Source organism: Mesoterricola silvestris (genome assembly GCF_030295405.1).
GTDB lineage: Bacteria > Acidobacteriota > Holophagae > Holophagales > Holophagaceae > Mesoterricola > Mesoterricola silvestris.
In genome coordinates this window covers 2,580,339-2,607,149 of the sequence record NZ_AP027080.1, presented here as the reverse complement: position 1 = coordinate 2,607,149, position 26,811 = coordinate 2,580,339, and the positions used below count along the sequence as shown (strand labels likewise).

At 69.6% G+C, this 26,811-nt stretch carries 24 protein-coding genes; 14 read left to right on the top strand and 10 right to left on the bottom strand.

What is annotated here, in order from left to right:
* Positions 1–43 precede the first annotated feature (43 nt).
* Together R2J76_RS11340 and mobA are read left to right on the top strand one after the other, a co-directional pair.
* Positions 44–2,041, top strand: coding sequence for a M13 family metallopeptidase (locus tag R2J76_RS11340; RefSeq protein ID WP_316411701.1), 1,998 nt, complete (start codon positions 44–46; stop codon positions 2,039–2,041).
* 67 nt (positions 2,042–2,108) lie between these two features.
* Entirely contained in the window at positions 2,109–2,690 is a 582-nt protein-coding gene (gene mobA / locus R2J76_RS11335) for a molybdenum cofactor guanylyltransferase (protein WP_316411700.1), read from the top strand.
* A gap of 30 nt (positions 2,691–2,720) precedes the next feature.
* Here mobA and R2J76_RS11330 read toward each other — a convergent pair whose 3' ends face one another.
* Together R2J76_RS11330 and R2J76_RS11325 are read right to left on the bottom strand one after the other, a co-directional pair.
* Complete coding sequence (locus R2J76_RS11330) at positions 2,721–3,119, bottom strand: DUF3788 family protein (RefSeq protein ID WP_316411699.1); 399 nt, start codon at positions 3,117–3,119, stop codon at positions 2,721–2,723.
* A gap of 36 nt (positions 3,120–3,155) precedes the next feature.
* Positions 3,156–3,719, bottom strand: a complete 564-nt coding sequence (locus R2J76_RS11325) for a hypothetical protein (protein WP_316411698.1) — start codon at positions 3,717–3,719, stop codon at positions 3,156–3,158.
* Positions 3,720–3,833: 114 nt separating this feature from the next.
* On the opposite strand from R2J76_RS11325, the gene R2J76_RS11320 reads away from it, so the two are divergent.
* The 7 genes from R2J76_RS11320 to R2J76_RS11290 all read left to right on the top strand — a co-directional run bounded on the left by R2J76_RS11320 (position 3,834) and on the right by R2J76_RS11290 (position 11,917).
* The gene (locus tag R2J76_RS11320) at positions 3,834–4,784 is read left to right on the top strand and encodes an acetyl-CoA carboxylase carboxyltransferase subunit alpha (RefSeq protein WP_316411697.1); all 951 of its coding nucleotides are present in this window, start codon (positions 3,834–3,836) and stop codon (positions 4,782–4,784) included.
* On the top strand, positions 4,781–6,439 hold the full coding sequence (locus R2J76_RS11315) for a single-stranded-DNA-specific exonuclease RecJ (protein ID WP_316411696.1): 1,659 nt from the start codon (positions 4,781–4,783) through the stop codon (positions 6,437–6,439). Before R2J76_RS11320 ends, R2J76_RS11315 begins: the two co-directional genes overlap by 4 nt.
* Positions 6,436–8,154: a hypothetical protein gene (locus tag R2J76_RS11310; RefSeq protein ID WP_316411695.1), complete on the top strand. Its 1,719-nt coding sequence runs from the start codon at positions 6,436–6,438 to the stop codon at positions 8,152–8,154. The genes R2J76_RS11315 and R2J76_RS11310 overlap by 4 nt, the downstream gene beginning before the upstream one ends.
* Positions 8,151–8,885, top strand: coding sequence for an LPS export ABC transporter ATP-binding protein (gene lptB / locus R2J76_RS11305; RefSeq protein WP_316411694.1), 735 nt, complete (start codon positions 8,151–8,153; stop codon positions 8,883–8,885). The genes R2J76_RS11310 and lptB overlap by 4 nt, the downstream gene beginning before the upstream one ends.
* Complete coding sequence (rpoN, locus tag R2J76_RS11300) at positions 8,885–10,441, top strand: RNA polymerase factor sigma-54 (RefSeq protein WP_316411693.1); 1,557 nt, start codon at positions 8,885–8,887, stop codon at positions 10,439–10,441. Before lptB ends, rpoN begins: the two co-directional genes overlap by 1 nt.
* A gap of 81 nt (positions 10,442–10,522) precedes the next feature.
* A complete protein-coding gene (gene hpf, locus R2J76_RS11295; protein ID WP_316411692.1) occupies positions 10,523–10,855 on the top strand; it encodes a ribosome hibernation-promoting factor, HPF/YfiA family in 333 nt (110 codons plus the stop codon).
* 135 nt (positions 10,856–10,990) lie between these two features.
* Positions 10,991–11,917 carry a diiron oxygenase gene (locus R2J76_RS11290; protein ID WP_316411691.1) on the top strand — a complete coding sequence of 309 codons (927 nt, stop codon included), beginning with the start codon at positions 10,991–10,993 and terminating at the stop codon, positions 11,915–11,917.
* Positions 11,918–11,926: 9 nt separating this feature from the next.
* Here the strand turns inward: R2J76_RS11290 and R2J76_RS11285 are convergent, their stop codons facing one another.
* The gene (locus tag R2J76_RS11285) at positions 11,927–12,220 is read right to left on the bottom strand and encodes a YciI-like protein (protein WP_316411690.1); all 294 of its coding nucleotides are present in this window, start codon (positions 12,218–12,220) and stop codon (positions 11,927–11,929) included.
* A 102-nt stretch (positions 12,221–12,322) separates the two neighbouring features.
* Here R2J76_RS11285 and R2J76_RS11280 point away from each other — a divergent pair, with 102 nt between their 5' ends.
* Positions 12,323–13,804: a sensor histidine kinase gene (locus R2J76_RS11280; RefSeq protein ID WP_316411689.1), complete on the top strand. Its 1,482-nt coding sequence runs from the start codon at positions 12,323–12,325 to the stop codon at positions 13,802–13,804.
* 442 nt (positions 13,805–14,246) lie between these two features.
* Here the strand turns inward: R2J76_RS11280 and R2J76_RS11275 are convergent, their stop codons facing one another.
* On the bottom strand, positions 14,247–17,345 hold the full coding sequence (locus R2J76_RS11275) for a protein kinase domain-containing protein (RefSeq protein WP_316411688.1): 3,099 nt from the start codon (positions 17,343–17,345) through the stop codon (positions 14,247–14,249).
* A gap of 161 nt (positions 17,346–17,506) precedes the next feature.
* On the opposite strand from R2J76_RS11275, the gene R2J76_RS11270 reads away from it, so the two are divergent.
* Positions 17,507–18,184, top strand: coding sequence for a hypothetical protein (locus tag R2J76_RS11270; RefSeq protein WP_316411687.1), 678 nt, complete (start codon positions 17,507–17,509; stop codon positions 18,182–18,184).
* Between the two features lie 253 nt (positions 18,185–18,437).
* Here R2J76_RS11270 and tatC read toward each other — a convergent pair whose 3' ends face one another.
* The 6 genes from tatC to R2J76_RS11240 form a co-directional block, all read right to left on the bottom strand.
* A complete protein-coding gene (tatC, locus tag R2J76_RS11265) occupies positions 18,438–19,217 on the bottom strand; it encodes a twin-arginine translocase subunit TatC (RefSeq protein WP_316411686.1) in 780 nt (259 codons plus the stop codon).
* 3 nt (positions 19,218–19,220) lie between these two features.
* Complete coding sequence (locus R2J76_RS11260) at positions 19,221–19,388, bottom strand: Sec-independent protein translocase subunit TatA/TatB (RefSeq protein WP_316411685.1); 168 nt, start codon at positions 19,386–19,388, stop codon at positions 19,221–19,223.
* Positions 19,389–19,416: 28 nt separating this feature from the next.
* The gene (locus R2J76_RS11255; protein ID WP_316411684.1) at positions 19,417–19,890 is read right to left on the bottom strand and encodes a cytochrome c3 family protein; all 474 of its coding nucleotides are present in this window, start codon (positions 19,888–19,890) and stop codon (positions 19,417–19,419) included.
* Positions 19,891–19,892: 2 nt separating this feature from the next.
* Entirely contained in the window at positions 19,893–21,476 is a 1,584-nt protein-coding gene (locus R2J76_RS11250) for a flavocytochrome c (RefSeq protein WP_316411683.1), read from the bottom strand.
* A 35-nt stretch (positions 21,477–21,511) separates the two neighbouring features.
* Positions 21,512–22,768 carry a porin gene (locus R2J76_RS11245; protein ID WP_316411682.1) on the bottom strand — a complete coding sequence of 419 codons (1,257 nt, stop codon included), beginning with the start codon at positions 22,766–22,768 and terminating at the stop codon, positions 21,512–21,514.
* 162 nt (positions 22,769–22,930) lie between these two features.
* Positions 22,931–23,875 (bottom strand): AraC family transcriptional regulator, encoded by a 945-nt coding sequence (locus R2J76_RS11240; protein WP_316411681.1) that lies wholly within the window; start codon positions 23,873–23,875, stop codon positions 22,931–22,933.
* 126 nt (positions 23,876–24,001) lie between these two features.
* Here R2J76_RS11240 and R2J76_RS11235 point away from each other — a divergent pair, with 126 nt between their 5' ends.
* The 3 genes from R2J76_RS11235 to R2J76_RS11225 are packed head-to-tail and all read left to right on the top strand — an operon-like array spanning position 24,002 to position 26,810.
* Positions 24,002–24,169 (top strand): hypothetical protein, encoded by a 168-nt coding sequence (locus R2J76_RS11235; RefSeq protein WP_316411680.1) that lies wholly within the window; start codon positions 24,002–24,004, stop codon positions 24,167–24,169.
* A gap of 2 nt (positions 24,170–24,171) precedes the next feature.
* On the top strand, positions 24,172–25,266 hold the full coding sequence (locus R2J76_RS11230; protein ID WP_316411679.1) for a CofH family radical SAM protein: 1,095 nt from the start codon (positions 24,172–24,174) through the stop codon (positions 25,264–25,266).
* Between the two features lie 2 nt (positions 25,267–25,268).
* Positions 25,269–26,810 carry a Kelch repeat-containing protein gene (locus R2J76_RS11225; protein ID WP_316411678.1) on the top strand — a complete coding sequence of 514 codons (1,542 nt, stop codon included), beginning with the start codon at positions 25,269–25,271 and terminating at the stop codon, positions 26,808–26,810.
* The last annotated feature ends 1 nt before the right edge of the window (position 26,811 follow it).

Genomic DNA, 26,811 nt, shown 5'->3' with positions numbered 1-26,811 from the left:
TAGAATGGAGGCCACAGGCCCTTCCACCGGTCCAGGAGAACCCATGCATCCATCCCCCCGAGCCACGGCCGCGATCCTCCTCCTGGCCGGCTCCCTTTCCGCGGCCACCCCGGGCATCGACGCCGGCTTCATGGACCGGGCCGCCGCCCCCGCCTCGGACTTCTACCGCTTCGCCAACGGCGCCTTCGATCGGCAGCCCATCCCCCCCGAGCGCTCCTCCTCCGGGGTGAACCTGGAGATCGACAACCGCAACCGCGCCATCCTCAAGGAGATCCTTGAGGCCTGCGCCCGGGAGGCCGCCCCCGACGGCACCCCCTCCCAGCGCATCCGGGACTTCTACCGCAGCGGCATGGACCAGGCGGCCATCGACAAGGCCGGCGTGGAGCCCCTGGCGCCCATGCTCAAGGCCATCCGCGCCGCCGCCACCCCCGAGGACCTGGCCCGCCTCATGGGCCGCCTCAACCACCTGGGCGTCACCGCCGGCTTCGCCTTCGGCGTGGAGCAGGATCCCAGGTCCAGCCGCGCCCACCTTCCCTCCGTGGTGCAGGGGGGTCTGGGCCTGCCCGAGCGGGAGTTCTACTTCCGCCAGGACGAAACCACCCGGGACCAGCGGGCCGCCTACGTCAAGCACATCGCCCGCATGTTCCAGCTGGCCGGCGTGAAGCCCGGCCCCGCCGCCCGGGTCCTGGCCCTGGAGACCCGCCTGGCCAAGGTGAGCCGCAAGCTGGTGGATCTGCGGGACCCCGAAGCCAACTACCACAAGCTGGACCGCAAGGCCCTGGCCGCCGCGGCCCCCGGCTTCCCCTGGGCCGCCTGGTTCCAGGCCGTGGAACTGCCCGCCTCCGAAGCCTTCGTGGATGTGGGCCAGCCCGAATACGTGCGGGGCCTGGGCCGGCTGCTCCACCAGGTGCCCCTGGCCCACTGGAAGGCCTACTTCACGTACCGGCTCCTCAGCTCCCTCTCCCCCTACCTGGGCTCGGACCTGGAGGCGGAGGACTTCGCCTTCTACGGCAAGAAGCTCACCGGCTCCCAGGAGATGCGTCCCCGGTGGGAGCGGGTGCTGGCCGTGGTGGACGGGGCCATCGGCGAGGACCTGGGCCAGTTGTACGTCCAGCGCGCCTTCAGCCCCCAGGCCAAGGCCAAGGTCCAGGAGATGGTCAAATTCCACCTGCAGGCCCTGGGCGCCAGCATCCGGCGGGCCACCTGGATGGGCGACGCCACCAAGGAGCAGGCCCTGAAGAAGCTGGCCTCCCTCCACGCCAAGGTGGGCTACCCCGACGCCTGGCGGGACTACCGCCCCATGGGCGTCAAGCCCCAGGCCTACGTCCTCAATGTCCTGGCGGCCCGGGCCTTCGAATCCCGGCGCGCCCTGGCCAAGCTGGGCCGGCCCGTGGACCCGGCGGAATGGGACATGAGCCCCCAGACCAACAACGCCTACTACAACCCCTCCCTCAACGAGATCGTCCTGCCCGCGGGCATCCTCCAGCCCCCCTTCTTCGACGAGCGGGCCGATGACGCCAGCAACTACGGCGAACTGTCCTCCACCATCGGCCACGAACTCCTCCACGGCTTCGACGACCAGGGCAGCCAGTTCGACGCCGAGGGCAACATGCGCAACTGGTGGACCCCCGCGGACCGCAAGGCCTACGAGGCCCAGACCGAGGCCGTGGTGCGCCAGTACGACGCCTACGAGCCCTTCCCGGGCGTCCACGTGCAGGGCCGGCAGACCCTGGGCGAGAACCTGGCGGACATCGGCGGCCTCAAGATCGCCCTGGAGGCCTGGAAGCTGGCCTCCGCCGGCAAGCCCCAGCCCGTCGTGGACGGACTCACCGCCGAACAGCGGTTCTTCGTGGGCTTCGCCCAGAGCTGGCGCACCAACATGCGGCCCGAACTGGAGCGCTACATCCTCCAGTCCGACGTGCACTGCCCCGCCCGCCTGCGGGTGACCGGCTCCGTGGCGGCCCTGCCGGAATTCCGCGCCGCCTTCCCCGGCACCCCCTCCGACCGCAAGGCCACCGACGCCCAGTTCACCCTCTGGTAGGGGAACCCATGAAGCGACCGACCGAATTCACGCCCCCGGGGGGCCAGGACCTCCCGGGCGAGGCCGCGTGAAAGCCGGCCTCCTCCTCCTCACGGGGGGCCAGGGCCGGCGTTTCGGCGGCCCCAAGCACGCCCAGCCCCATCCCCGGGGCGGCACCTGGGGCGGCCACCTGGTGGCCGTATTCCAGGCCGTCTTTCCCGACGGTCCCCTGCAGATCCTGGGCGAGCCCCTGCCGGACCGCCCCGACCTCACCCCCCTGGCCGACCCCGGCCAGGGCCCCGCCGCCGCCCTGGTGCGGTGGGCCAGCCAGGCGACCGAAACCCCCGACCACTGGTGGGTGGTGGCCTGCGACCAGGTGCGCTGGACCCCCGAAGCCCTGGCCGCCTGGCACGCCCGGGTCCTGGAGGCCGACCCCGGGGCCGGCCACTGGGTCATGGCCCAGGTGGGCGATTACACCCAGTACCTGGGCAGCTTCCTGCCCTCGAGCCGGGTGGGGGATCTGGCCGCCCAGAAGCCCGGCAGCCTCCGGGATCTGGCCCGGGCGCTGCCCACCCGGAGGGTGGAGTGGCCGAACCCCTGCTGGGAGGACGTGGATACGCCCGGGGCGCTGGAGGCCTGGCTCGGCCAGGGCCCCCCTCCCTTGACATAGACCCCCCCCTGACCGGCCCCAGGGACCCTCTTACCCCTTGACCCGCATCAGCTCGGCGACGACCGGCCCCTCTCCCTCCCTATCCACCGGAAACCGGATGCCCCGGCCCTCCACATAGGGCCTCGCCTGGGCCAGAAGTTCCTTGATGGCGCCGGGAAGCGTTCCGGCCATCGCCTGCTGGTAGGAACGCTCCCCCAGCACCACGGCCACCCAGACCTTGCCCTCGTCCGGCGTCAGGTAGAGGAGCGTACGCCCCTTGTGCTGGAGCAGGCACATGCGGCCGAAGGCGGTCTTGGCGGATCGCCAGATCCTCGCAAGGGGAGCATGGACGGTTTCGGCGGCGGCCAGCATTTCCCTCCAGACGGGCAGGGCGGGGCCCAGGACGGTCGCCAGTTCGCTTTCGTCGGGGGCTGGGAGGTTCGTGGGCATGTGGGCCCTAAGGGTAAATCCTTCCAGGGGAGGGATTCAAGGCTTGGCCGGCTCCCCGGCCCCATTCACCTTTTCCCGGGTGAGGGTCAGCACGTATGGCTCCTTCCCCGTGAGGATTTCCGTGGTGTCCACCACGAAGTAGACCGTCACCGGCCCCTTGCCGGGGTTGACGTACGTGGCCTCGGGGTTCCCGGTGCGGATGAGGTTCTGGAGCATTCCCTGTTCCAGCTGTCCGTTGCGGTTCACGCACTTCACCACGAACCAGGGTTCGTGGTCGGCGCGCAGGCGGGCATGGATCTTCTCCCCGGGGGCGGTGTCCACCCGGTAGGCCTGCCAGCCTGCTGGGCTGGAGATCTCGTGGGTGATGGCCAGGACCTCCCCCCGGGGCACCTCCACCGCGGGCAGGAATCCGGTGCGCCGGGCCGACCGGCGGATCTTCACATCAATACCGGAATTCCCCGGGCCCCCGGCCAGGTCCCGGAGCCGTTCCGAAGGCATCGGTCCGGCCACCACCGGCAGGGCCTTGCCGAGGATTTCCACGGCGGGCGTCTGGGCCAAGGCCAGCCCCGGAACCAGAAAACCCATGATCCAGGCACGCATGTCGCACCTCCTGCCCCAAGGATGGCCGCCCCGGTCCCCGCCCGCAAGGAATGCGGCGCTGGTCTTTGGGGGCCGGGGCCTCTAAACTGGACTTTCCATCCCTTCGAGGTGATTTTGAGCGGACATCCCACTGACCTTGCCGATCTGGAACGACCCATCCTCGACCTGGAGGCCCAGATCCGGGCCCTGGAGATGGACCCGGCCAAGACCAAGGAGCGGGACCGCCTCCGCAAGAAAGCCGACAAGCTCAAGGCCGAAGTCTTCGCCTCCATCACCGACTGGCAGCGCACCCAGCTGGCCCGCCATCCCCGCCGGCCCTACACCCTGGACTACATCGAACGCATCTGCGACCGGTTCGAGGAGATCCACGGGGACCGGAACTTCGGGGACGACGCGGCGATCGTGGGGGGCATGGGCTGGATCGGGGGCCTCCCGGTCATGGTCATGGGCCAGCAGAAGGGCCGGGACACCAAGCAGAAGATCCTCCGGAACTTCGGCATGCCCAAGCCCGAGGGCTACCGCAAGGCCTTGCGCCTCATGCAGTTGGCCGAGAAGTTCCACCGCCCTGTCCTGACCCTCATCGACACCCAGGGCGCCTATCCGGGCCTGGACGCCGAGGAGCGGGGGCAGGCCGAGGCCATCGCCCGGAACCTCAAGGAGATGGCCCGGCTCACGGTGCCGGTGGTGGCCGTGGTCATCGGGGAAGGGGGCTCGGGCGGCGCCCTGGCCCTGGGGGTGGCCAACACCGTCCTCATGCAGGAATACGCCGTCTACTCCGTCATCACCCCCGAGGGGTGCGCCTCCATCCTCTGGAAGGACGCGGCCCAGGCCCCGGCGGCCGCGGAGGCCCTGAAGATCACCGCCCCGCACCTGCTGGAGCAGGGGCTCATCGACGGCATCATTCCCGAGCCCCTGGGCGGCGCCCACGGCGACTGGGACCAGGCCGCGGCGCTGCTCAAGGAGGCGGTGCTCAAGGCCCTGGAAGCCCTGCGCCCCCTGGGCCCCCAGGCGCTGATCGACCAGCGCTACGAAAAGTTCGCCCGCATGGGCAGCGTCGTCAAATGACCCCGCTGCCCTGGCGCATGCGCCGGGCCCTCCTGCCGGGCTCCCGTCCCTGGGCGGCCCTGGCCCGGACCTGGGATCTCAGCCCCGAAGCGGCGCGGCTGGCGTGGCTGCGGGAGGCCGACGACGAGGAACTGGGCTGGCGCCTGGACCCCTCCTGGGACCGGTCCACGGACCCCTTCCTGCTGCCCGGGGTCCCCGGGGCCGTGGAACGCATCCGCCGGGCCTGCGCCCAGGGGGAGTCCATCTGCGTCTACGGCGACTACGACGTGGACGGCGTCACCGCCACCGCCCTGCTCATGCGCGTCCTGGAAAAGCTGGGCGCCAGGGCGAGCTTTTTCATCCCCAACCGCTTCAACGACGGCTACGGCCTCAACCTGGAGTGCATCCGGGAGGTGATGGCCCAGCGCGGGCCCTCCCTGCTGGTTTCCGTGGACTGCGGCGTGCGCAGCGTGGACGAGGTGCGGGCCACGAAGGAGCTGGGCGCCGATTGGATCATCACCGACCACCACGCCCTGGGCCCGGCCCTCCCGGAGTGCCCGGTGGTGCACCCGGGCCTGGACGGCTACGCCAATCCCTCCCTGGCCGGGGTGGGGGTGGCCTTCAAGCTGGCCCAGGCCCTGCTGGACGCCGCGCCCACGCCCCGGGGCGCGGACGGACCCTTCCTGGACGGACTCCTGAAGCTGGTGGCCCTGGGCACGGTGGCCGACATGGTGCCCCTGCGCGGGGAGAACGCCCTCCTGGTCAAGCGCGGGCTCCTGGCCATGGCCGGGGCCAACGGGCCGGGGCTCTCGGCCCTGCTGCGGGCCTCCAAGGTGGACGGCGCGGTGCGGGGCAAGGACATCGGCTACCAGATCGGCCCCCGCCTCAACGCCGTGGGGCGCATGGGCGGCGCCGAGGACGCGGTGCGCCTCCTCCTGGCCCGGGATGCGGCCTCCGCGGCCGGCCTCATGGAGCGCGTGGAGGCCCTCAACCTGGAGCGCCGGGAGATCCAGCGGGCCCTGGGGGACCAGCTTCCGCCCCCGGGGGACGACCCCTTCGACCTGGTGGTGGAGCCAACCGCCCACAAGGGCGTCATCGGCATCGTCGCCGGCCACCGCATGCGCGCCACCCAGCGCCCCTCGGCTGTGTGCACGGTGCTGGACGGCGTGGCCCACTGCTCCGTGCGGGCCCCGGAAACCTACGACCTGCGCCCGCTCCTGGAACTGGCGGGACCCTACCTCACCACCGGCGGCGGGCACCGCTACGCCGCGGGCATGACCTTCCCCCTGCGCAACCTCGCCTTCGTGAAGGCCACCCTGAACAAGGGGGCCCAGGAACAGTCCGTGGACGCCCCGGACGCGGCCCTGGTGGTGGACGGCGCCGGCACGCGCCTGGCGCCCCCCCGCGCGGAGCTGGAGCGCCTGGAGCCCTTCGGCCAGGGCTTCCCGGAACCGGTGCTGCTGGTGGAGGGCCGGCTCGCGGGCCAGCCCAGGACCTTCGGCGCGGGCTACCGGAAATTCCGCATGGAAGGCGAATCCGAGGAGTTCACGCTCTTTGCCGACGAGCCCCGCAGCCTCGAAGGCTCCCTTTGCCTGGCGGTGGCCCCCCAGGACCACCCCCGCTGGGGCCGCTCCTGGCGGGTGGACGGGCCGGTGGACCCCCGGGAGGCCCCATGAGGGCCTGGACCTTCCCGGGTACCCGGAATCCCCTGTGGCGGGTGGCCGGGGGGGCCCTGGTGCTGGCCATCGTGGGGGTGACCGGCGTCTTCATGGGCCGGGGGCCCCGGCCCCTCAAGCCCGAGGCCGGGGACACCCTCTTCCTGGGCAAGGGCACCCAGGGGCGCTTCGGCACCTTCGTGGAGCAGCTGGGGGCGGGCAGGTTCGCCCTGTCCTACGAGACCATCCAGGGCACCCAGGAGGAGATCCGCCTGGACCGGGTCACGGGCCGCCTGGAAGAGCCCCTCACCGTCTGGGGCATGGTGTCCCCCGCCGCCGAGCGCATCAAGGGCATCTGGACCCTCATGGGCCCCATGACCGTGGACGCCCAGGACACCGCCCTCAAGGCCCCGGCCGGCCGGGGCTTCATGAAGGAACCGGGCCCCGCCCTGGGGTGGGACCATGGGGTGTGGACCGGCCTGAGCACCCTGGTGTGGGACGACCTGCAGGGCAACGGCCGCGGCCGCTGGATCCTACCCCCGGGCTGGCACCGGGGCCTGGACGGCCAGTTCCGGGTGGACAAGGGCCCCGTGGACTGGCGGGCCGCCGATCCCGGCGCCCTGAAGAACCTCACGGCCCAGCGCATGGTGGCCTCCCTGGGTTTCCAGGACGGCAAGCTGGAGGACGTGGCCGCGGAGCTGGAGGGGGGCGCCGTTCAGGCGTCCCTGGTGCGCATCCAGCCGGCGGACGTGATCTTCGACGCGCCCCTGGCCTTCCAGCGGGAGGACGGCTGGTCCGGCACCGCCGGCCATGGCCTGGCCCCCCGTCCCGCCAAGGGCCAGCCCTTCGACCGCATGGAATTCCGGGATTTCAAGGCCACCCGGGCCACGGAAAGCGGGCCCGAGATCCTCACGGCCCTGGGCGCCCGGTGGACCCCCGCCGGGCTTCGCCTGGAGGGCAACGTCACCTGGGAGCAGCCCCTGGAAGGCCTCAAGGCCACCCTGCGGGCCCCCCGGGTCCTGCAGCGCACCGCCCCCGGGCCGGATCTGCCCGCCGAGCTCCAGGTGGGCCAGACCTGGGCGGAGCCCCAGGCCGTGCTCACCTGGGGGGAACGCTCCCTCAGCAGCCCCCGCATCGAGGGCCGCCACCGCCAGCGCACCTGGCGCATCCACGCGCCGGCCCTGGGCCGGGGGGAGCTGGGCACCTTCTCGGCCGGGGAAGGGACGGGCAACCCCCTGAAATGGCAGTTCAAGGGTCCCATCCAGGCCCGGTTCTTCGACGGGGCGCAGGTGCGCTGCGATTCCCTGGTGTGGGAGGGCAGCGCCATGACCCTTTCGGGCCGGCCCGTCACCTGGACCCGGCTCCGCCAGCGCCTCACCGGCCTGAAGGTCATCAAGAGCCGGGACCAGGCGCTCTTCCCCCAGGGCATCGCGGGCGCCCTGGCGGCCCCGGAGGGGGATATCAACCTGCGGGCGGACCGGGGCCAGGCCCTGGGCGACCGCCTGACCCTCGACAGCCGGGTGGAATGCCAGGGCCAAGGCTGGCGCTTGCAAGCCGAGCACATCTCGGTAACCCTGGGGCCAGGGAATGTTGTGAAGCAAATGACTGCGAATGGATCAGTTGTATTGAAGGGCCGCATGGGGGAGGGCAGGGGGGACACCCTGGACCTGGATCCGGCCAAGCAGGTCGCGGTCTGGCACGGGAACGTGACGGCCCTCACGGAGGTGCGCCCGTGAACCCGGACATCCGCCTCGAGGCCCGGAACGTGTTCAAGCGCTACGGCGATCGAACGGTCGTGCGTGACGTGTCCCTCAACGTCTCCCCCGGCGAAGTGGTGGGCCTCCTGGGCCCCAACGGCGCCGGCAAGACCACCACCTTCTACATGGTGGTGGGGGTGGAGGCCCCCGACCGGGGCAGCATCATCTGGCAGGACCAGGACATCACCGGCATGCCCATGCACCGCCGGGCCCGCCAGGGCATCGGCTACCTCCCCCAGGAATCCAGCGTCTTCCGGGGCCTGACGGTCTGGGAGAACCTCCTGGCCCTGGCCGAGCTGCAGCCGGTGCCCAAGGAGGAGCAGCGGGCCCGCTGCGAGAAGCTCCTGGCCGATTTCCACCTGCAGAAGGTGCGGGAGACCCTGGGCATGTCCCTTTCCGGGGGCGAGCGCAGGCGCTGCGAGATGGCCCGGGCCCTGGTCACCGACCCCCGCATCATGCTGCTGGACGAACCGTTCGCGGGGGTGGACCCGAAATCGGTACTGGAGATCCAGGGCCTCATTGCCGATCTTAAGGCCAGAGGCATCGGCGTGCTGATCACGGACCATAATGTTCGGGAAACCTTGCAGATCGCGGACCGCGCGTACATTCTTGCAGATGGAATGATCATGAAGCATGGCTTGCCCCAGGAGATCGCTGACGATCCCGATATCCGCCGGGTTTACCTTGGCGACCGTTTCAGGCTGGATTGATGGCGAACCTCGGACACAACCTCTCCCAGCGCCTGGCCCAGAGCCAGACCTTGGCCCTGACGCCCGCCATGCAGCTCAAGCTCAAGCTCTGGCAGATGAACCTCCTGGAATTGAGCCAGACCATCGAGCGCGAGCTGGGGGAGAACCCCCTCCTGGAGCTCCTGGAGGACGGCGACGAGACCCCCACCCTGGAGGCCCTGGAGGAGGGCCACGATTCCGAAGTGGCCGAGGCCGGGGCCGAGGTGCCCGAGGGCGCCGATTCCGTGGACCTGGGCCCCCTGCCCGAGACCCCCGGGGAGATGAACCCCGACGCGGACCTGGAGGCCTTCACCGAGGCCGGCATCTCCCAGGTGCAGGAAACGGAAATGGGCGCCGAGAACTCCTGGGACCTGGACGTGCCCCGCACCAGCAGCCTACCGGACGACGAGCGCACCAGCTGGGAGGACCGGCTCAGCAGCACCGAAACCCTGCAGGAGCACCTCCTGGGCCAGCTGTACCAGACCCTGGATCCCGACGACCCCCGGGCCGTCCCCTTCGAAGCCCTCATCGACCACGTGGATCCCAAGGGCTTCCTGCGCCTGGACCCCGACCAACCCACCGAGACCTGTCCCCGGGAGCTGGCCCAGGACCTGGGCATCGGGGAGGACCTGCTCCAGGAGTTGCTGGAGATCCTCCAGGAATTCGATCCCTCGGGCGTCGGCTGCTTCAATGTGAAGGAAAGCCTCCTGGTGCAGCTGCGCCACGCCGGGGCGGAACCGGACGACCTGGCGGTGCGCATCATCCAGGAACAGACCGACCTCCTGTCCCAGCGGGACAACGCCAAGCTGCGCAAGGCCATGGGCTGCACCGAGGAGGACCTGGGCGAGGCCCTGGCGGTCCTGCGCCACCTGCACCCCACGCCGGGCCGGGCCTTCGATCCAGAGAGCGAGCGGGTCGTGAAGCCCGATGTGGTAGTCCTCAAGGGGGAGGACGGCAACTGGAAGGTCTACCTCAACGACGAGACCGTACCCCGCCTGCGGGTGAGCGGCGAGTACCGCCACTTCCTGGCCAGCGCCGAAGCCAAGGACGACAAGGATTTCATCCGGGACAAGTACCGCTCCGCCCGGGATTTCATCCGGGGGGTGGAGGACCGGAACCGAACGGTCCTGCGCGTGTCCGCTTCCATCGTGGAACTGCAGCGGGAGTTCCTGGAGCACGGCATCGAGCGCCTGCGCCCCATGGTGCTGCGGGACGTGGCCGAATCCACGGGGTTCCATGAATCCACGATTTCGCGGGTGGTGAAGGCCAAGACCATCCACACGCCCCAGGGGCTTTTCGATCTCAATTATTTCTTCAGCGCCAGTCTCGGTTCCAACAGCGGGGACGACGTTTCCGCAACGGTGGTCAAGCACAAGATCAAGGCGTTGGTGCAGGCCGAGGACCCTGCCAAGCCCCTGTCCGACGAGACCATCGCCAAGCTCCTGGAACGGGACGGCATCAAGGTCGCCCGGAGGACGGTCAACAAATACCGCGAGGAATGCAAGATCCCCCCCGCATCCCGCCGCAGAAGGCGTTGAACGTCCACCCCGGTCGACGCACTCAGGACGTAGTGTCGTTTCCACCGGACCCGAAAGGTCCCCCCTTCAAAGGAGTCCACGATGAAGGTCATCTACACCGGCCGCCACGTTGAAGTGTCCGACAGCCTGCGCCAGTCCGCGCAGGAGGGTCTGGACAAGATGCAAGCGTACCTGGACGACATCATCGACGTTCACGTCATTTTCAGCGTGGAGAAGCACCGCCACTCGGCTGAGATCACCCTCAAGACGAAGAATGGCGAATTCATCGCTTCCGCCGAAAGCACCGATATGTATCAGAGCCTATCCCAAGCCTTGGACAAGCTTGAGGTGCAGGCCCACAAACATGCCGGCAAGCGTCAGGCGGGCTACAAGGATCGACTCCCCGAAGCGGTGGCCACCGAGGCCGAAGGCTGAACCTCCCCGCGGTTCACGGAAAAGCCCAGGCCCGCGCCTGGGCTTTTCCGTTCCCGGCGGCCGGGTTGACTTCCTCAGGATTGAGACGCATATTCCCGAGGCTTGCCGGAAGGATGCGCATGAGGAGGTGAACCCATGACCGCCGACACCTACGCGGAATGCCTGACCCGCTCCTACCGGGTGGGCTGGAAGATCAAGGAGGTGCTGGGCTTCGTGGACTTCGATCCGGACCGCCCATGGTTGCCCGCGCCCTTGTCGGGCGCCTACGGGCTCACGTGCCTGGGGCCCGGGGAAAAGCTTCGCATGACCCACGTGGAAATGGGCTCGTACGCCCACCTGTTCGGATTCGTGGAGGCCTTCATCGCCCCCGAGATGGTGAACCTGGCCCAGGAATGCGGCACCGCCCACCCCGCCGCCTTCGAGGCCCTCACGAATTTCGCCTCGGAGGAGATCAAGCACATCCACCTGTTCCGGGAGATCCGAAACCGGGTGGACGAGCAATTGGGCTTCCCCCTGCAGCTCCTGGAGGGGGAGGTGGAGGTGGCCCGGGCCGTGCTGGGCCGGCGCAAGGGGGCCGTGCTGCTCCTCACGTCGGCCATCGAGTGGCTGACCCAGGAGCACTACACCCGCACCATGAAGAACGCCGACGAACTGGACCCCCTCACCCGGGAGATCTTCCGGGCCCACTGGCTGGAGGAGTCCCAGCACGCCCGGCTGGACCACCTGGAGGCCCTGCGGGTCTTCCGGAGCCTGGACGAGGCGGCCCGGGACGCCACCGTCGAGGATTTCATCTGGCTCCTGGCCGCGATGGACGGCCTGCTCCAGACCCAGGCCCTGCTGGACCTGGCCAATGTGGAGCGGCACCTGGAGCGGGTGTTCGACGAGGCGGAACGCCTGGAGGTCCACGGCGGCCTCCTGCGGGCCAAGCGCTACGCCTTCCTGGAGTCGGGGGTCACCCATCCCGAGTTCCAGGACCTGTTCCAGCTGGTCACCACCCCGTCCCAGCGGGACCGGGTCCAGGCCGCCCTGGGCCCCATCCTCCTGGCTTTCCCCGCGCCCTGAGGCCGGACCTCAGGCCGGGCTGGCCGCGTCCCTTCCCACCACGGTCATCCATTGCCGCACCTGCCAGCGGGTCACCAGGCCATTCCGTACGTAGGGATCGGCCTTGGCGAAGGCCTCCGCCCCCCCGGGCCCCTCGCCCTGGAACAGCAGGATGGCCGAATCCACGGGTTCGGTGAGCACGCCGCCCAGCAGGAGTTCGTTCCGGTCCTGGTACTGGCGGGCCAGGGCCAGGTGCTCCGCCCGGAAGGCCCCGCGCCGCTCCAGGATTTCGGGGATGTAGTCGTAGATCAGAAGGAAATGCACAAACGCCTCCTTTCGGACCGTATCGGCCTATAGGCCCACAATACTTGACATCCCGCGGAATATCGCTTGAATGGCGTTTAATCCGAAGGGGGAGGCAGGGAAATGGAGGGGACCTTCGGCGAACGGCTGTTAGACCGCCTGCCAGAAGGCTGCATCTTCCTGGACCGGGAGGGGCGGGTCCGGTACCTCAACGCCGCTGGCGCCCAGCACCTGGGGATCCCCCGGGCCGGGGCCCTCGGGCGGACGCTCCCGGAGCTTTTCCCCGGCGGCGAACGGGCCATGGGCATGGTCCTGCTGCGGGCCTGTCTGGAAACCGGCGTGGCGCGGCATTTCACGGGCTCCCTGACCGGACGGGAGACCGATCGCCTGACCTTCACGGCGGAACCGGAACCCGAGGGCATGCTGGTGCGCACCTGGACCACGCGGCCCCGCCTGCGGCGCCCCTTGGCCCCGCCTTCCCAGGCGCTGCGCAGGGCCACGGGCAGCCTCGGCTACCACAGCCTGCTGGCGAACATGAATTCCGGGTTCCACCTGAGCCAGGTGGTGCGGGACGCGGAAGGCCGGCCGGTGGACCTGCGCCTCCTGGACGGCAACCGGTACTTCATGAACTACTTCGGATTCCGCCGGGAGGACGTGGTGGGCCGGAACCATTTGTCCCTGTGGCCCAACGTGAGCCGGTCCCTGCAGGAGACCGAAATGGCCGTGGCCCTCACGGGCCTGCCGGCCCACTTCGAATTCATGGGGGAGCTGCACCCCATCGCCCTGGAGGTCTTCGCGTTCCGCCCGGCCTTCGAGACCGTGGCCATTTTCAGCATCGAGATCAGCGAGCGCAAGCTCCGGGAGCGGGCCGCCGCGGCCCGGAACCAGGCCCTGGAAGCCCGCGCGGCCCTGCTGGAGGAATCCGTGCAGGAACTGGACGCGTTCGGCTCCGCCATCGCCCACGACCTGCGGGCGCCCATCCGCCACATCGCCGGGTTCGCGGACCTGCTGGCCTCCCAGGAGGAGACCCACCTGACGGAAACGGGCCGCCACTGGCTCGCCACCATCCGGCGCTCCGCGGGCAACATGGGCCACCTGCTGGACCATCTCCTGGCCCTCTCCCGCTCCGGGGGCGGGGAGACGCGCCGGGAGCGCGTGGATCTGGACGCCATGGCCGCCTTGGCCATCGACGCCATAGGCCCGGAGATCCGGGACCGGGATCTGGTCTGGGAGCTCACGCCCCTGCCGCCGGTCACCGGCGACCCGACCCTGCTGCGGGAGGTGCTCACCAACCTCCTGTCCAACGCCGTGAAATTCACCCGGAACCAGCCCCAGGCGCGCATCCGGGTGGCCGGGAGGGTGGAGGCCGGCGAGGTCCTGGTGACGGTGCGGGACAACGGCGCCGGCTTCGACCCGCGCCAGGCCCACCGGCTGTTCACGGTCTTCCAGCGCCTGCACACGGACCAGCAGTTCCCCGGATCGGGCGTGGGCCTGGCCAGCATCAAGCGCAGCATCCGGCGAATGGGCGGCCGGGTCTGGGCCGAGGCCCCGGAAGGGGGCGGGGCGGTGTTCGGGTTCGCGCTGCCGGGAATTATTAACCAATAATTTTGATCGGGAACCCCGGTCCCCGCCCGGACACATCTGGGGCAAGGAGGTTCCCATGACGGGACTGGAAATAGCAATCATTCTGAGTGTGTGGGGGTTTGCGGCGCTGGTGGTTCATTCCATCGCAAGGCTGGACGTCGCTTGAAGTCCTGGTTCAATTACCGGGCTCACTCCGGCGATCATCACCAAAGTCAGTAATTAAGCCGGGCATGACCTGGTATAACCGTTTCATCCCCTTCATCCCTTTCATCAGATTCATCCCTGTTACCGCAGGGCCAAAGCCGGGATGGGTCGGCGCATGCGGATCACCTGCGCGCCGCCCCACCCCGGCGCTGGCCCTGCTGGAACGGGGATGAATTTGATGAAAGGGATAAAGGGGATGAAGCGGCGAATCCAGGTCATCGCGGCGGGTTGCCCCGGCCGTAGCACCTTGTGGCTGGGATCACGTCCGCGCTGAACCGGGGCCTTTCCCCAGGCCGGGGTTCAGCGCGGACGCCCTGGCGTAGGCCTTCTCCGCCTCGATCGGCCGGCCCAGGGCGGCCAGAAGCCTTCCTTCGGTGACCTTGACCTGGGCGAACCAGGGCAGGCCCGCCAGGGCCGGGCGCAGGGCCGCGAGGCCCTGGGCGGCCGCGCCGCTGCGGGGATCGGCCCGGTGCACCAGGAGCCAGGCCTGGGCCATGGCCAGGGCGGCCTCGGGGCGGCCCGTGGAAACCCTGGACGCCTTGGCCAGATCGGCCCGGGCGGCGGCCAGCGTCCGGGTGGACCGGGTGGCCAGCGCCTCCAGGGCGCGGCACCGGGCACGGGCGGGGTAGACCTCGGGACCGGTGCGGGGGTTCACCTTCAAGGCCGCTTCCAGGTGCTCGGCGGCCTGGGTGAGATCGCGGCCGGGGGCGCCGCCCCGCTCCAGCTCCGTTTCGGCCCGGTCCAGCAGGAGGTTCGCGATGCCCAGGTGGGACAGGTAGGAATTGGCGTTGAGGCCCAGGCCGGCCTCGAAGGCCCTGCGGGCCTCCTCGTACCGGGGCATGGGATCCTGGCCCGACAGCTTGAGCCAGGCGGCCAGGTCCGCCAGGGCGTAGCCCTGGGAGGAATTGTGGCCCACCCAGGGCTTGAGGGCCGCGGCCTGGCCCAGGAGGTCCACGGCCATGAGCACGGCCCGGGTGGGGTCCTGGCCATGCTCCAGCTGGTAGTGGCCCAGGAGGGCGTGGCAGTTGCCGATGCTGTCCAGGAGCCAGTCCTTGTACTGGGGCCGGTCCAGGCCCTTGCCCAGGGCCTCCACGGCCCGGGCGAGGGTGCGGGTGGGATCCAGGCCCCGGCGCAGCTCCCAGTCGGCGCGGTTGCGCAGGCAGGTGCCCAGGTTGTTCCACAGGGGATTGTCGGTGGGACGCACGGCCAGGCCCCGCTCGGCGTCCGCCACGGCGGCGTCGAGGCTGGCGGTGGGGTCCAGATTCCGGTTCATGAGCGTGACCCCCCAGCGGCGGTGGATGGCGGCGCGGTACCCCAGGGTCTTCCAGTCGCCGGGGTTGGCGGTCAGGCACATGTCCGCGGCCTCCAGGGCCCAGTCCCGGTCGGCCTCCGTGGCCCGGCCCCGGTCCAGGTTCAGCTGGAAGAGGATCATGCGGCGCTGCACCTCGCCCTGGTAGGCCAGGGGGGCGCTGCGGGCCACGTTGCGGGCCTGGAGGAGGGGCTCGGCGGCCAGGGCCAGGCGCTGCTCGGTGCCGTCGAAATCCCCCCGGCCGTAGGCCAGGGCCGCCAGGCCCCGCTGGGCATCGGCTTCCAGGATCCAGGCCTCGTAGGCCCAGGGGGCCGTGCGCTCATACTCCTTGGCCTTGTCGATGGCGTCGGCGTAGCGTTCCTCCACCAGGGCGAGCATGCCCTCCACGTAGGCGGGGCCGTCCTGGTGGGCCCCCTGGGCGCGGCGCAGGCAGGCCAGGGCCGGCCGCCGCAGGTCCTGCTCGGTATCCCGCTTGCGTTCCTCCAGGGCCTTGCCGCGCAGGCCCTCCAGTTCGGCCTGGTAGAGGCGGGTGAGGGTGAGGCCCAGGGCCAGGGCATGGTCCGGGTCCTGGGGGATGGCGCCCGGGGCCGGTTCCAGTTCGCGCCGGGCCTCCTCCAAGCGATCCAGGGCCAGGTAGCCGCGCCCCAACGCCAGACGGGCCGCGGGACGGGACCAGCGCCCCAGGGTGTCCATGGACGCGCGGATGCGTTCCAGGTGCTGCTCCACATGGGCGCGTTCCGTGCGCACGTCATGGAGGGGCAGGGTGTAGGCCTTGAGCAGGATGCCTTCCAGGTACTCGGCCTCCCGGCCGTACCGCTGGATGGCCTGCCCCTGCACCCGGGCCCGCACGGCCATGGTGATCCCGAAGGCGGCGAAGCCCAGCACCGCCAGGAGGGAGAACGCGGTGACCAGGGCGAGGGCGCGGTTCTTGCGGACGCGCCTGGCGATGCGGTACGTGAGGGTCGTGTGGTGGGCCTGGATGGGGTCCCCGTCCAGGTACCGCTGCAGATCCTCCGCCAGGGCCCGGGCGGATTCGTACCGGCGGTCGGGGTCCTTCTCCAGGGCCTTCATGACGATGGTCTGGAGATCCTTGGGGAAGCCCGGGACGCGCTGCCGGGGCGGAACGGGGTCCTCCTCGGAAATGCGGCGGATGAGGTCCACCAGGGCGCCGCCGGAGGGGAAGGGGGGCTCGCCCACCAGGCAATCGTACAGGGTGGCCCCCAGGGAATAGACGTCCGAACGCCGGTCCACGTCCCCCATGCGGCCCTGCACCTGCTCGGGGCTGCAGTAGATGGGGGTTCCGATGATCATCCCCGGGACCGTCAGCCCCTGGTCGCCCAGGTCCCGGGCCAGGCCGAAATCCATGAGGAAGGGCCACCAGGACCCGTCCTCCCGGGCTTCGAGCATGATGTTGGTGGGCTTGATATCCCGGTGGACGATGCCCTCCCGGTGGCAGCACTGCAGGGCCTGGGCCACCCGCATGAGGATGCCCACCTTCTGCTCCAGGCTGAGCCGGGGCAGCGCGGCCCGGAGGGTGGGGCCCGCGATGAAGCGCATGGAGAGGTAGGGCTGGCCCTCGAATTCATCCACCGAATAGACGTTGCAGATATTGGGGTGCTCGATGCGGGCCTGGGACCGGCCCTCCTGGATGAAGCGGTCCATGGGCGCCCGCTCCAGGCGCTTGAGGAACTTCAGGGCCACCACCCGCTTGAGCTGCTGGTCGAAGGCCTTGTACACACAGCCCATGCCGCCGTCCCCCAGGAAGGCCAGGGGGAGGTAGCGCCCGTCCCGGGGCAGGGCGAAGCCCGCCAGGTCCTCGGGGTCCATGGCCGCGGCCACCTCCCCCATGGCCTTGATCCAGTCCGGGGTGCCGGAGGTGACGGCGGTGTCCGCCTGGTCCCAGGCCAGGGCCGTGTCCATGACGCCCTTGAGCCGGCCCGCCGCATGGAGGGCGTTGAAGCGTTCGGACAGATCCGCCTCGGAAAGGGTGGCCGCATCGTCCCGGGTGGACAGGCCGATCTCCTCCTGGGTGAGCAGACCACGTTCCATGGCCCATTTCAGGATTCTGGCCTGCTGGCTGACAGTCAGAGCTCGGGTCATCGGACCTCGCTGGCGGGGTTCCCAGGAAAACCATACAAGCCCTTGACGCCATTACCAATGGATTTGCGTTTCTGGAATAATTCCCCCATACCCCCAGGAGGACACCCGGGATGCTTTGCCCCCGTTGCCAGAAGCCGCAGGAGGACGGGCTCGAGGAGTGCCTGCACTGCGGGGTGGTCTTCAGCCGCTACCGGCCCCGGCCCGTGCGGGAGGAACGGGAACCCTCCTGGCTCGCCGGACGCATGTTCTCCGTCGCCCCCAGCCCGGACCGGGGCCCGGTGGCGGTGCGGGGCGTCTTCCTGGCGCTCCTGGCCCTGGCGGCCGTGGTGCTCCTGGCCAATCCCCTGGACAGCCGGTCCCTTCTCCACTGGATCGACTTGCCCTTCCACGAGGCGGGCCACGTGGTCTTCAGCCCCCTGGGGACCTTCCTGCACATCCTCGGCGGCACCCTGGGGCAGCTCCTGGTGCCCCTGGTGGTGATCGCCGCCTTCCTGAGGGAGGAGAACCCCTTCGCCGCCTCCGTGGGCGGGTGGTGGCTGGGCCAGAGCCTCATGGATTGCGCCCCGTACATCGCCGATGCCCGGGTCCGCCAACTCCTCCTCACCACCGGGGAGACCGGCCGCACGGATTGGGAAGGCCACGACTGGTTCCAGATCCTGACGCGCACGGGCCTCCTGGCCCACGACGTGCGCATCGCCTGGCTCTTCTGGACGGTCGGCGCAGGCGTTGTACTGGCATCGCTCCTCTGGGGAGGGTACGTCCTCCGGAAGCAATGGGGTCCGAACTAAGGCACTTCCTTGGAATGGCGGGGTCTGCCCTGACTGGACTCGAGGTCGTGGATAAACCAAGGAACTGCCAAACGCTGGGGCGCAGAGGGCTCGCTGGGGCGCTGGGGAAAAGAAAAAAGATCTTCTTTCTTTTCCCAGCGCCCCAGCGAGCCCTCTGCGCCCCAGCGTTTCATCTTTTCGCCCGTTATTCCCCCACGCCGGGAATATGAGCAAACCCCATCATTCATTTACCAGGGCACTTTAACGACCATCCCTACCCTCGCGCCCGCCGCGGCCCCGCCGCCCAGGCCACCAGGACGGACACGAAATACAGCCCCAGAAGCACAAGACTGAAAAACACGGTCGTCAGCACCACGTCCCCGGGCGTGAAGAACGCCGAGGCGATCACGATCGCCAGAGTGGCATGACGCCAATATTTCAACATCATCCCAGCCGTGACGATGCGGAACCGGGCCAGGAAGAAGGTGAGCACAGGAAGTTCAAACATCAATCCCGTGATCACCAGGGTGGAAAGAAACAGGTCCAGGTAGCTGTCGATGTGAAGGTTGGCCCGCAGGCCCGCTCCGGCGGCCTCCTGGAAGAGGATATCGCCCAGGAACCGGAAGGCCTGGGTGTAGGCGAAGGCCAGGCCCAGCAGGAACATGCCGCTGGTGCCCAGGATGAAGGGGATGAACAGGCGCCTTTCCCGGGGGCCCAGGGCGGGCTTGATGAAGCCCCACACCTGCAGGAAGATCACGGGCGCGGCCAGGAAGGCGGCGACCCACACCGAAAGGCGCATGAGGCTGAAGAAGGGCTCCGTGAGGTCGGTGAAGGCCCAGGGCTGGAGCCGGGCCGGGTCCTGCTTGAGCTGGCGCCCCATGGCCTGCAGGAAGGGCCACTGGGCCCAGGTCCACAGGCGGAGGCGGAAGGCGTAGGTGAGGGCGAAGGCCCCCGCCACCGTGAGGGCCGAGCGCACCAGGCGCACCCGCAGTTCCTGCAGGTGCTCCATGAACGACATGCGGGCATCGGTGGGGATCACGGTGGCGGCGTCCATGCCCTAGGCCTTCTCGTCGGTGACGGTGCTGGTGAGTTCCTTGCTGGCCTTCTTGAATTCCTGGATGCCCTTGCCCAGGGACTTGCCCAGTTCAGGCAGCTTGGACGGCCCGAAGAAGATCAGCAGGCAGACGCCGATCAGAAGGATTTCAGTGATGCCAAGGTTGCCCATGGTGTGCTCCTAGGAAGGTCGTCCGTGCTCAGGGCACGGGCCAGTTGAAGGAATGGCAGGTGATGCAGTAGTTCTTGGACGGCTTGTGCTGGTGGTGGCAGAGATTGCAGTTCGCCGCGTAGCCGTGCTGGTCGGCGTGGGGATTGTGGTCCTTGGCCTGGGCGGTCTTGGCGACCAGGGCTTCCATTTCATGGCAGCGCACGCAGGCGGCGGGCTGGGCCTTGGCGGAGGGCTTGCCCTTGCCGTGGCAGTCCTCGCAGCTCACGCCCGCCAGGGCGTGGCGGTGGACGAGGGGGAGCTTGCCCCGCAGGGTCGTGTCGCCCGTGTGGCATTCGCCGCAGGCGGGCTTGCCCTTCCGGATATCCACGTGGCCGGCGGGGAGCACCTTTTCGGTCCCATGGCAGGTGGCGCACTGGGTGGCCGGCACCCTGGGCTGCCGCTTGGGAGCGGCAGCCAGGGGCAGGAGCATCCCCAGGGAAAGCAGGAGGGCGACGGCCTTCATGTCTAGCCCCAGGCCTTCGCCTTGGCGGCGTTGGAACCGGCGGCCCGGCCCATCACCAGGCAGTCGATGACCGCGCAGCTGCCCAGGCGCACCGCGCCGTGGACGCCGCCCGTGGCTTCACCGGCCGCGTAGAGGCCTTCGATGGGCTTGTCCGTGGACACGTCCATGGCCTGGGCGGCGGTGTTGGTGTAGATGCCGCCCATGCAGTGGTGCACCTTGGGGAGGAGCCGGGAGACGTAGAAGGGGGCGGTCTCCAGGGGCACCGTGCCCTCGGGGAGCCGGGTGCTGACCTTGATATCGTCCTTGGGGTTCTTGGGATCGCTATTGCGGATGTTCGTGTTGTACTTCGCCACGGTCTCCAGGAAGGCGGCCCGGGGCATGCCGTAGGCGTCCGCCACGGCTTCCAGGGTGTTGTAGGCCTTGACCACGCCGCTCTTCTGCAGCTTGTCCAGGACGCCGGGGGTGAGGCGGGAGACGGCCTTGGCGTCGGCGAAGGCGATGCACTTGTGGCCCTGGTTCATGAGCATCATGATGGCGTCGGCGCGGATCTTGCGGTTGGCCAGCTCGTCGATGAAGCGCTTGCCGGTGGTGGCGTCCAGCCAGATGCCGTACATCGACGCGGCTTCCTGGGCGAAGTGGGGGGCCAGGCCGAAGCCCTTCTCGTCGGGGCTCGCCCAGGGGCCCACCTGGATCCAGTCGCCCTGGATGATGTTGCAGCCGATGCGGGAGGCCTCGCGCCACATCTCGGCGGTGGCGCCGGGCTGGTTGGTGCTCTCCACCTTGGCGGTGAGCTTGGGGTCCTGGATCATGCGGTAGGCCACGTCCTGCCCGAAGCCGCCGTGGGCCAGCACCACGCCCTTGCGGGCGCGGATGGTCTTGAGCTTGCCGCTGTCGGCCTTGGGGAACTCGTAGCCTTCGCGGATCTGCAGGCCCTTGACCCGGCCGTCCTTGTCCCGGTAGATCCGGGTGACGAAGGTTTCCAGGCGGGGCTCCACGCCCAGGGCCTTGAGCTTGGCCAGCTGGGGCAGCACGATGGCCGAGCCGCTGGAGTTGTAGGTCTTGTAGCTCCGCTTGACGGTGTGGCCGCCTTCCTGAACCAGTTCGTTGTCCAGGTACTTCACGCCCAGTTCGCTGATGGTCCACAGCACGGTCTCCGTGGACTTCTCGGAGATGAGCTTGACCAGGTCGGGGTGGTTGAGGCCCAGGCCGGCCACCATCATGTCCTTGGCCATGAGCTCGGGGCTGTCCTTGATGCCCATGCGGGCCTGCAGGGGGCTGCCCGCGGCGGAGACGATGCCGCCGTTGATGATGGAGTTGCCGCCGGCGGTGGGCATCTTCTCCAGCACCACCACGGAGGCCCCCGCCTTCTTGGCCTCGTAGGCCGCGGCCAGACCGGCGAAGCCGCTGCCCACGATCACCACGTCGAAGGTCTCGTCCCACTTGCGGGGCATGGTGGAATCCACCACGGTCCCGCCCTTGGGGGCCGCCCCGTCCAGGGGCAGCTGGGTCAGGGCCAGGCCGCCCATGATGGCGCCGCCGGCGCCCAGGAAGCCCCGCCTCGAAAGATTGCTCTTCTCGTCACTCATTGTGTTCCTCCTTGTGGGCTCGCGGCCCGGATGGGTTAGAAGGTGTAGAGCACGCCCACGCCAAAGGCCCGGGTGTCCGCGCCGGGGTTGATGCCGGCGAGGACGGGGAAGGCGCCGTACGTCGCGGCGGCCTTGTTCACGACGGTGTAGTAGGTGGCGAAGACATCGGCGGTGCGGGTGATGGCGTAGTTGTAGCCCAGGGTCACCTGGGTGGCGCCCAGGCCCTCGACGTTGGCGGACGCGCCGCCCACGAGCTTGGCGCTGCCCTTGTCGGCCGAGCCGTACAGGCCCCAGATCTTGTGCTGGCCGAAGCTCTGCTGGGCGGAGAGGCCCCAGGTGGTGCGCTTGTACTCGCTGACCTTGCCCACCACGGTCTCATCGTTGTGGTAGGTGAGCTGCTCGGCGACGGCGGTGAAGCGGGTGCCGGTGGAGGGGATGGCGTAGAAGACCAGCAGTTCCTGGCCCTCGTCCTTGGAGGAGGCGTTGGTGAGGCTGGGAAGGGTGGCGTTGGCGGTGAGCTGGCTCAGGCCGAAGTAGTCGTTGTGGCGCTCGTAGCCGTAGTGGATCGTGAGGCCGCCGGTGCGGTAGCTGAGCAGGGCGGAAATGACGGTGGGGGAGAACTGGGCCTGGGTGGCGGCGTCGGAGGTGGGCTTGGATTCGTTCACCGAATAGGCCACCCGGGCGCTGAAGCCCTTCATATCGGGGGTCCAGTACTGGACGCTGTTGCCCTGGCGGCGGCTGAAGGAGGCGTCGTTCTTCGTGCCGGCCCGGCCGGAGTTGGTGACGGTGCCGGGCACGTTGAAGCCAGGGTTGCCGGTGAGGCTGTTGTCGAAGGGGAAGAGCCCGCGCAGGGTGCCCGTGAAGAGGGTGGGGAACTTGTAGGGGGTGTCCCAGTTCCCGATGATGGCGGTGCCCCAGGAGGCGCCGGAGAGGCCGATGGCGCTGTTGCGGCCGGCCAGGACGCTGGGCTGGTCACCGTCCACGCTCACGGAGCTCTCCACCTGCCAGATGAGCTTGAGGTCGTCGCCCTTGATGCGGTAATCGCCCTTGAAGCCGATGTTGGACGTGCTGCAGGTGATGCGCAGCTTGGAGGGGACGTTGGTGGCGGTGGGGGAGACGGTCACCAGGGAGTTGCCGTCCGTGGCGCGGTTGCTGGCGTCCGAGGCCTGCACGCCGTCCGCGAAGGCGATGAGGGTGCCGTAGATGGAGAAGTTGGGTTTTTCCTGGGCCTGGGCTGCGGCGGCCACTGCGAGCAGACCCGCGGCGATGGAAAGGGTGCGCCTTGAAATCATGGGAACTCCTTAGAGTGGGCAGGCCACTGGCCGCCCAGGTGGGGTAGGGATTTCAGCCTTGACCACCGTCAATCGACCGGCAGGTCTTTAATTCATCCTAGGGCTGCGGCGGGTGGCCTCCCAGGGAACAACCCACCGGGTTCCGGTGGATTCCCGGCCGGTTTAATTTTCCGCGAAAACCGCGTCAGCGCTGGCTTTCCTGGCCCCGGCGCCCCGGCCCGCGGGATGGCCCCCGGAGCCCTGGCACTTTCTGGGCGCCGGCGGGTAGTTTCCCGCCCATTCCGGGTTCAACCCCATGCGCTGATTGCGGTAGTCCGTGGGGGTCTCGCCCACCACCCGGCGGAAGGCCTTGGCGAAGTAGGAGGGGTCCTCGAAGCCCAGGTCCAGGGCGATCTGCTGCACGGACTCGGCCCCCTGGGTGAGCATCCGCCGGGCCTCGATCATCCGGCGCTCCTCCAGGGCGGCGTGGGGGGATTTGCCCAGGGTGAGCTGGCAGATGGTGGCCAGCTTGCGTTGGGAGCAGCGCAGCTCCCGGGCGAAGCGCCCCACCTCCCACCGGGACCGGTAGGCTTCGTCCAGCAGCCGGGTGAAGCGCTGGAAAAGGAGGTGATCCGCCAGGGGCAGGCTTCGGTCCGCCGGCTTCTGCGATTGGCAGGCGTGGTGGAGCAACTGCAGGAAGGCCGCCAGCACATGGAACTGCACCGTGGGGCAGCTGCCGCTGGCTTCCCCCTCCCCTTCATGGAGGATGCGGGCCAGCCCGCAAAGGCGCTCCGCGATGTCCGGGGTCGCCAGGGCCACACCCCCGGCGGGGAAGGCGTTGGAGGCCAGGAGGGTGCTGCCGGGGGGCAGGTATTCGTCCGTGAAGCCGATGGACCAGCCCTCCGATTCCGCCGAGGGCAGGTACAGGTGCGCCTGCCCCCGGGGGATCACCAGGACCCACGGGGCCTTGAAGGTCACCGTCTCCCCGTGCATGGTCTGGGTTCCCCCGCCCCGGGTGAGCACGAAGATCTGGTGGAAGGGGTGCGAATGCAGGGCCGGCTCGCTGCACTGGAAGCGCAGGTTGCGGACCTCGGTGAGGGGGAAGATGGACAGGGCGGTGCGGGGCATGGGGGGCCTCGGTGCCGTCCATAATAACACATTTATGCCGAATCGTGATTTAAAGATCGAATACTCCGGAGGCCCGGCGTGGCTGGATCCCGCCGGGATGCTATCCTGGATCCGATGGAGGAACGCATGGCCGAAGCAGTGCCCGCCACGCCCGCAGCGGAAAAGCAGGAAACCCCCAAGCAGGTCTGCCAGAAATGCCGGAACGAGTACCCCCTGGAGGCCTTCAGCCATGCCGTGGAAGGCCTGGAGTGCGTGTGCCGCCGGTGCCTGGCCGTGATGGGCTACAAGGTATAGCCATGGAATCCCCGTCAGCGAGCACCTCGTCCATCCTCCAGGCGGTGATGGCGGGCCGGCGCATCGACGAAGCGGAGGCCCTGCGCCTCTTCGAGGACGCCAGCCTCCCGGATCTCTCCGCGGCCGCCTCCGCCGTGCGCCGGCGCCTGAACGACCCCGCCCGGGTCAGCTACGTGGTGGACCGCAACGTCAACTACACGGACATCTGCAACGTCTACTGCACCTTCTGCGCCTTCTACCACAAGCCCGGCAGCAAGGAAGGCTACCTCCTCACCCCCGAGCAGCTGCGCCGGAAGGCCGAGGAGACCAAGGCCGTGGGCGGCACCGGCTTCCTCCTGCAGGGGGGCGTGAACCCCGACCTGCCCTGGAGCTACTACCTGGAACTGTGCTCGTACCTGCGGTCCCTGGGCATCTGGGTGCACGGGTTCTCCCCGGTGGAGATCCAGATGATGGCCAAGCTCAGCGGCCAGACCCTGGAGAAGACGATCCTGGATCTGCGGGACGCGGGCCTGGGCAGCATCCCCGGCGGCGGGGCCGAGGTCCTGGTGGAGCGGGTGCGCAAGCGCATCGCCCCCCTCAAGGGCGGTCCGGAGAAATGGCTGGAAGTCATGGAAGCCGCCCATTCCGTGGGCATGAAGACCACCGGGACGATGATGTTCGGCATCACCGAGACCCTGGCCGAACGGGTGGAGCATTTCCGGGTGCTGCGCGAGCAGCAGGACCGGGCCCTGGCCCGGGGCAACGGCGGGGGCCACACGGCCTTCGCGGCCTGGCCCTTCCAGAGCGGCCACACCGTCTGGGAGGGCAAGGTGCCCCGTCCCACCGACGCGGAGTACCTGCGCACCATCGCCGTCGCCCGCATCTACATGGACAACATCCCCCACATGCAGAGCTCCTGGGTCACCATGGGCCGCAAGACGGGCCAGATGGCCCTCCACTACGGCTGCGACGACATGGGCAGCCTGATGCTGGAGGAGAACGTGGTGAGCGCCGCCGGCACCTGCTATTCCGTGAACCGGGACGAGATGGAACGCATGATCCGCGGCGCCGGCTACGAACCCTGGCAGCGGGACAACATCTACAACCCCGTGGCCTGAGCATGGTCCTCGGAACCGCCCTCAGCCTGGCGCTGGTCCTGGCACCCGGAGCCGTGAAGCCCCGGACCCCGAAGCCGTCCCGCACCGCCGCCCCGAAACCCGATCCCTCCGTGCCGGCCCCCGGCAGCTTCGCCGAGCGGGTGGACCCCGCCACGGGGCGGGGCCGCGCCGTGGGCCCCTTCCTGGAACCCCGCACGGATTTCCAGGCCACCTCCATGCCCGACGGCCGGGTGCTCATCACCGGCGGCTCCCTCAAGGGCCCCACGTCCGAGTGGTTCGACCCCGCCACCAACCGCTTCACCCTGGGCCCCGCCCTGACGCGGGTCCGCCAGGGCCACCGCGCCCTGGCCCTGAAGGACGGCCGCGTGCTGGTGCTGGGCGGCACGGAGGCCCCGGCCCCCGCCGAGGTGCTGGACCCGGGGGGCACGGCCTTCCGGGCCCTGCCCGATGCCGCCTTCTCCCTTTCCGCGGACGCGGTGGAGTTGGAGGACCGGGTGCTCCTGGTGGACGGCGCCTCCGGATCCGTCTACACCTGGGACGGACGCAAGGGCCCTTCCTCCAAGGGCGTCCTGGCCCGGCCGCGGGTCTTCTTCCGCCTGGTGCGCCTGAAGGACGGGAGGGTGGCCATCACCGGCGGCTGGGCCTCCGAGCAGAAGGTCCGTGGCCGGCGGACCCCCTCCGGCCCCAGCCTGCCGGTGGAGGTGTTCAACCCCCGCTGGTCCACCCTGTCCACCTGGTCCCAGGTTCCCCAGCCCCGGGCCCGGCACCAGGCGGCGCTGCTGGCCGATGGCCGCGTCTGCCTGTGGGCGGGGGTGGGCGCGGATCCGGACGTGCCCGTGGCGGACATGGAGATCCTGGACCCGGCCAAGGAGACCGTCACCCGGGGTCCCGCCCTGGACCTCCAGGGCCTGGGCAGCCCCGCCTGGGCGGGCGGCTTTTACCTGCCCGAACGGGGCCGGCGCCTCCTGGTGTGCGCCGATCCCCTGGCCCTGCCCGGGGCCGCCCCCGGCCCGCGCCTGGCCAACGGCTACCTGGGCCCCGTGCTGGTGCCCCTCCGGGACGGCGGCGTCCTGGTGCTGGGCGCCCCCGCCTTCGGTGATCCCCTGGACCGGTGGGACCCCCGCTCCCGCCAGACCGCCGTGGTGGGCACCCTGCGGGAGGGCACCGCGAGCCTGGGCCTCCTGCCCGACGGCCGCGTCCTGGCCCTGGGGGACGTGGTGGATCTGGTGGATCCCCGCACCGGGAGCCTTTCGCCCCTGGGCTGGCGGGAGGACCTGAAACCCCTCCTGGCGACCCTGCGGCCCGTACCCTCCGCCCCGGAGGTGAAGGATCGCCCCGGCGCGGCCGTGGTGCCCCTGGACAGGGCCCGGGCCCTGGTGATCGGCGGCGGTTCCCCGGACGCCCCCTCGGGCACCGTGGAATTCCTGGATCTCAAGAAGAAGACCCTCACCCCCGCAGGATCCATGAAGATCCGGCGCCCCCGGCCGGCGGGGTTGAAGCTCAATGACGGTTCCGTCCTGGTGTGGGGGACGGGCAAGGAGTGAA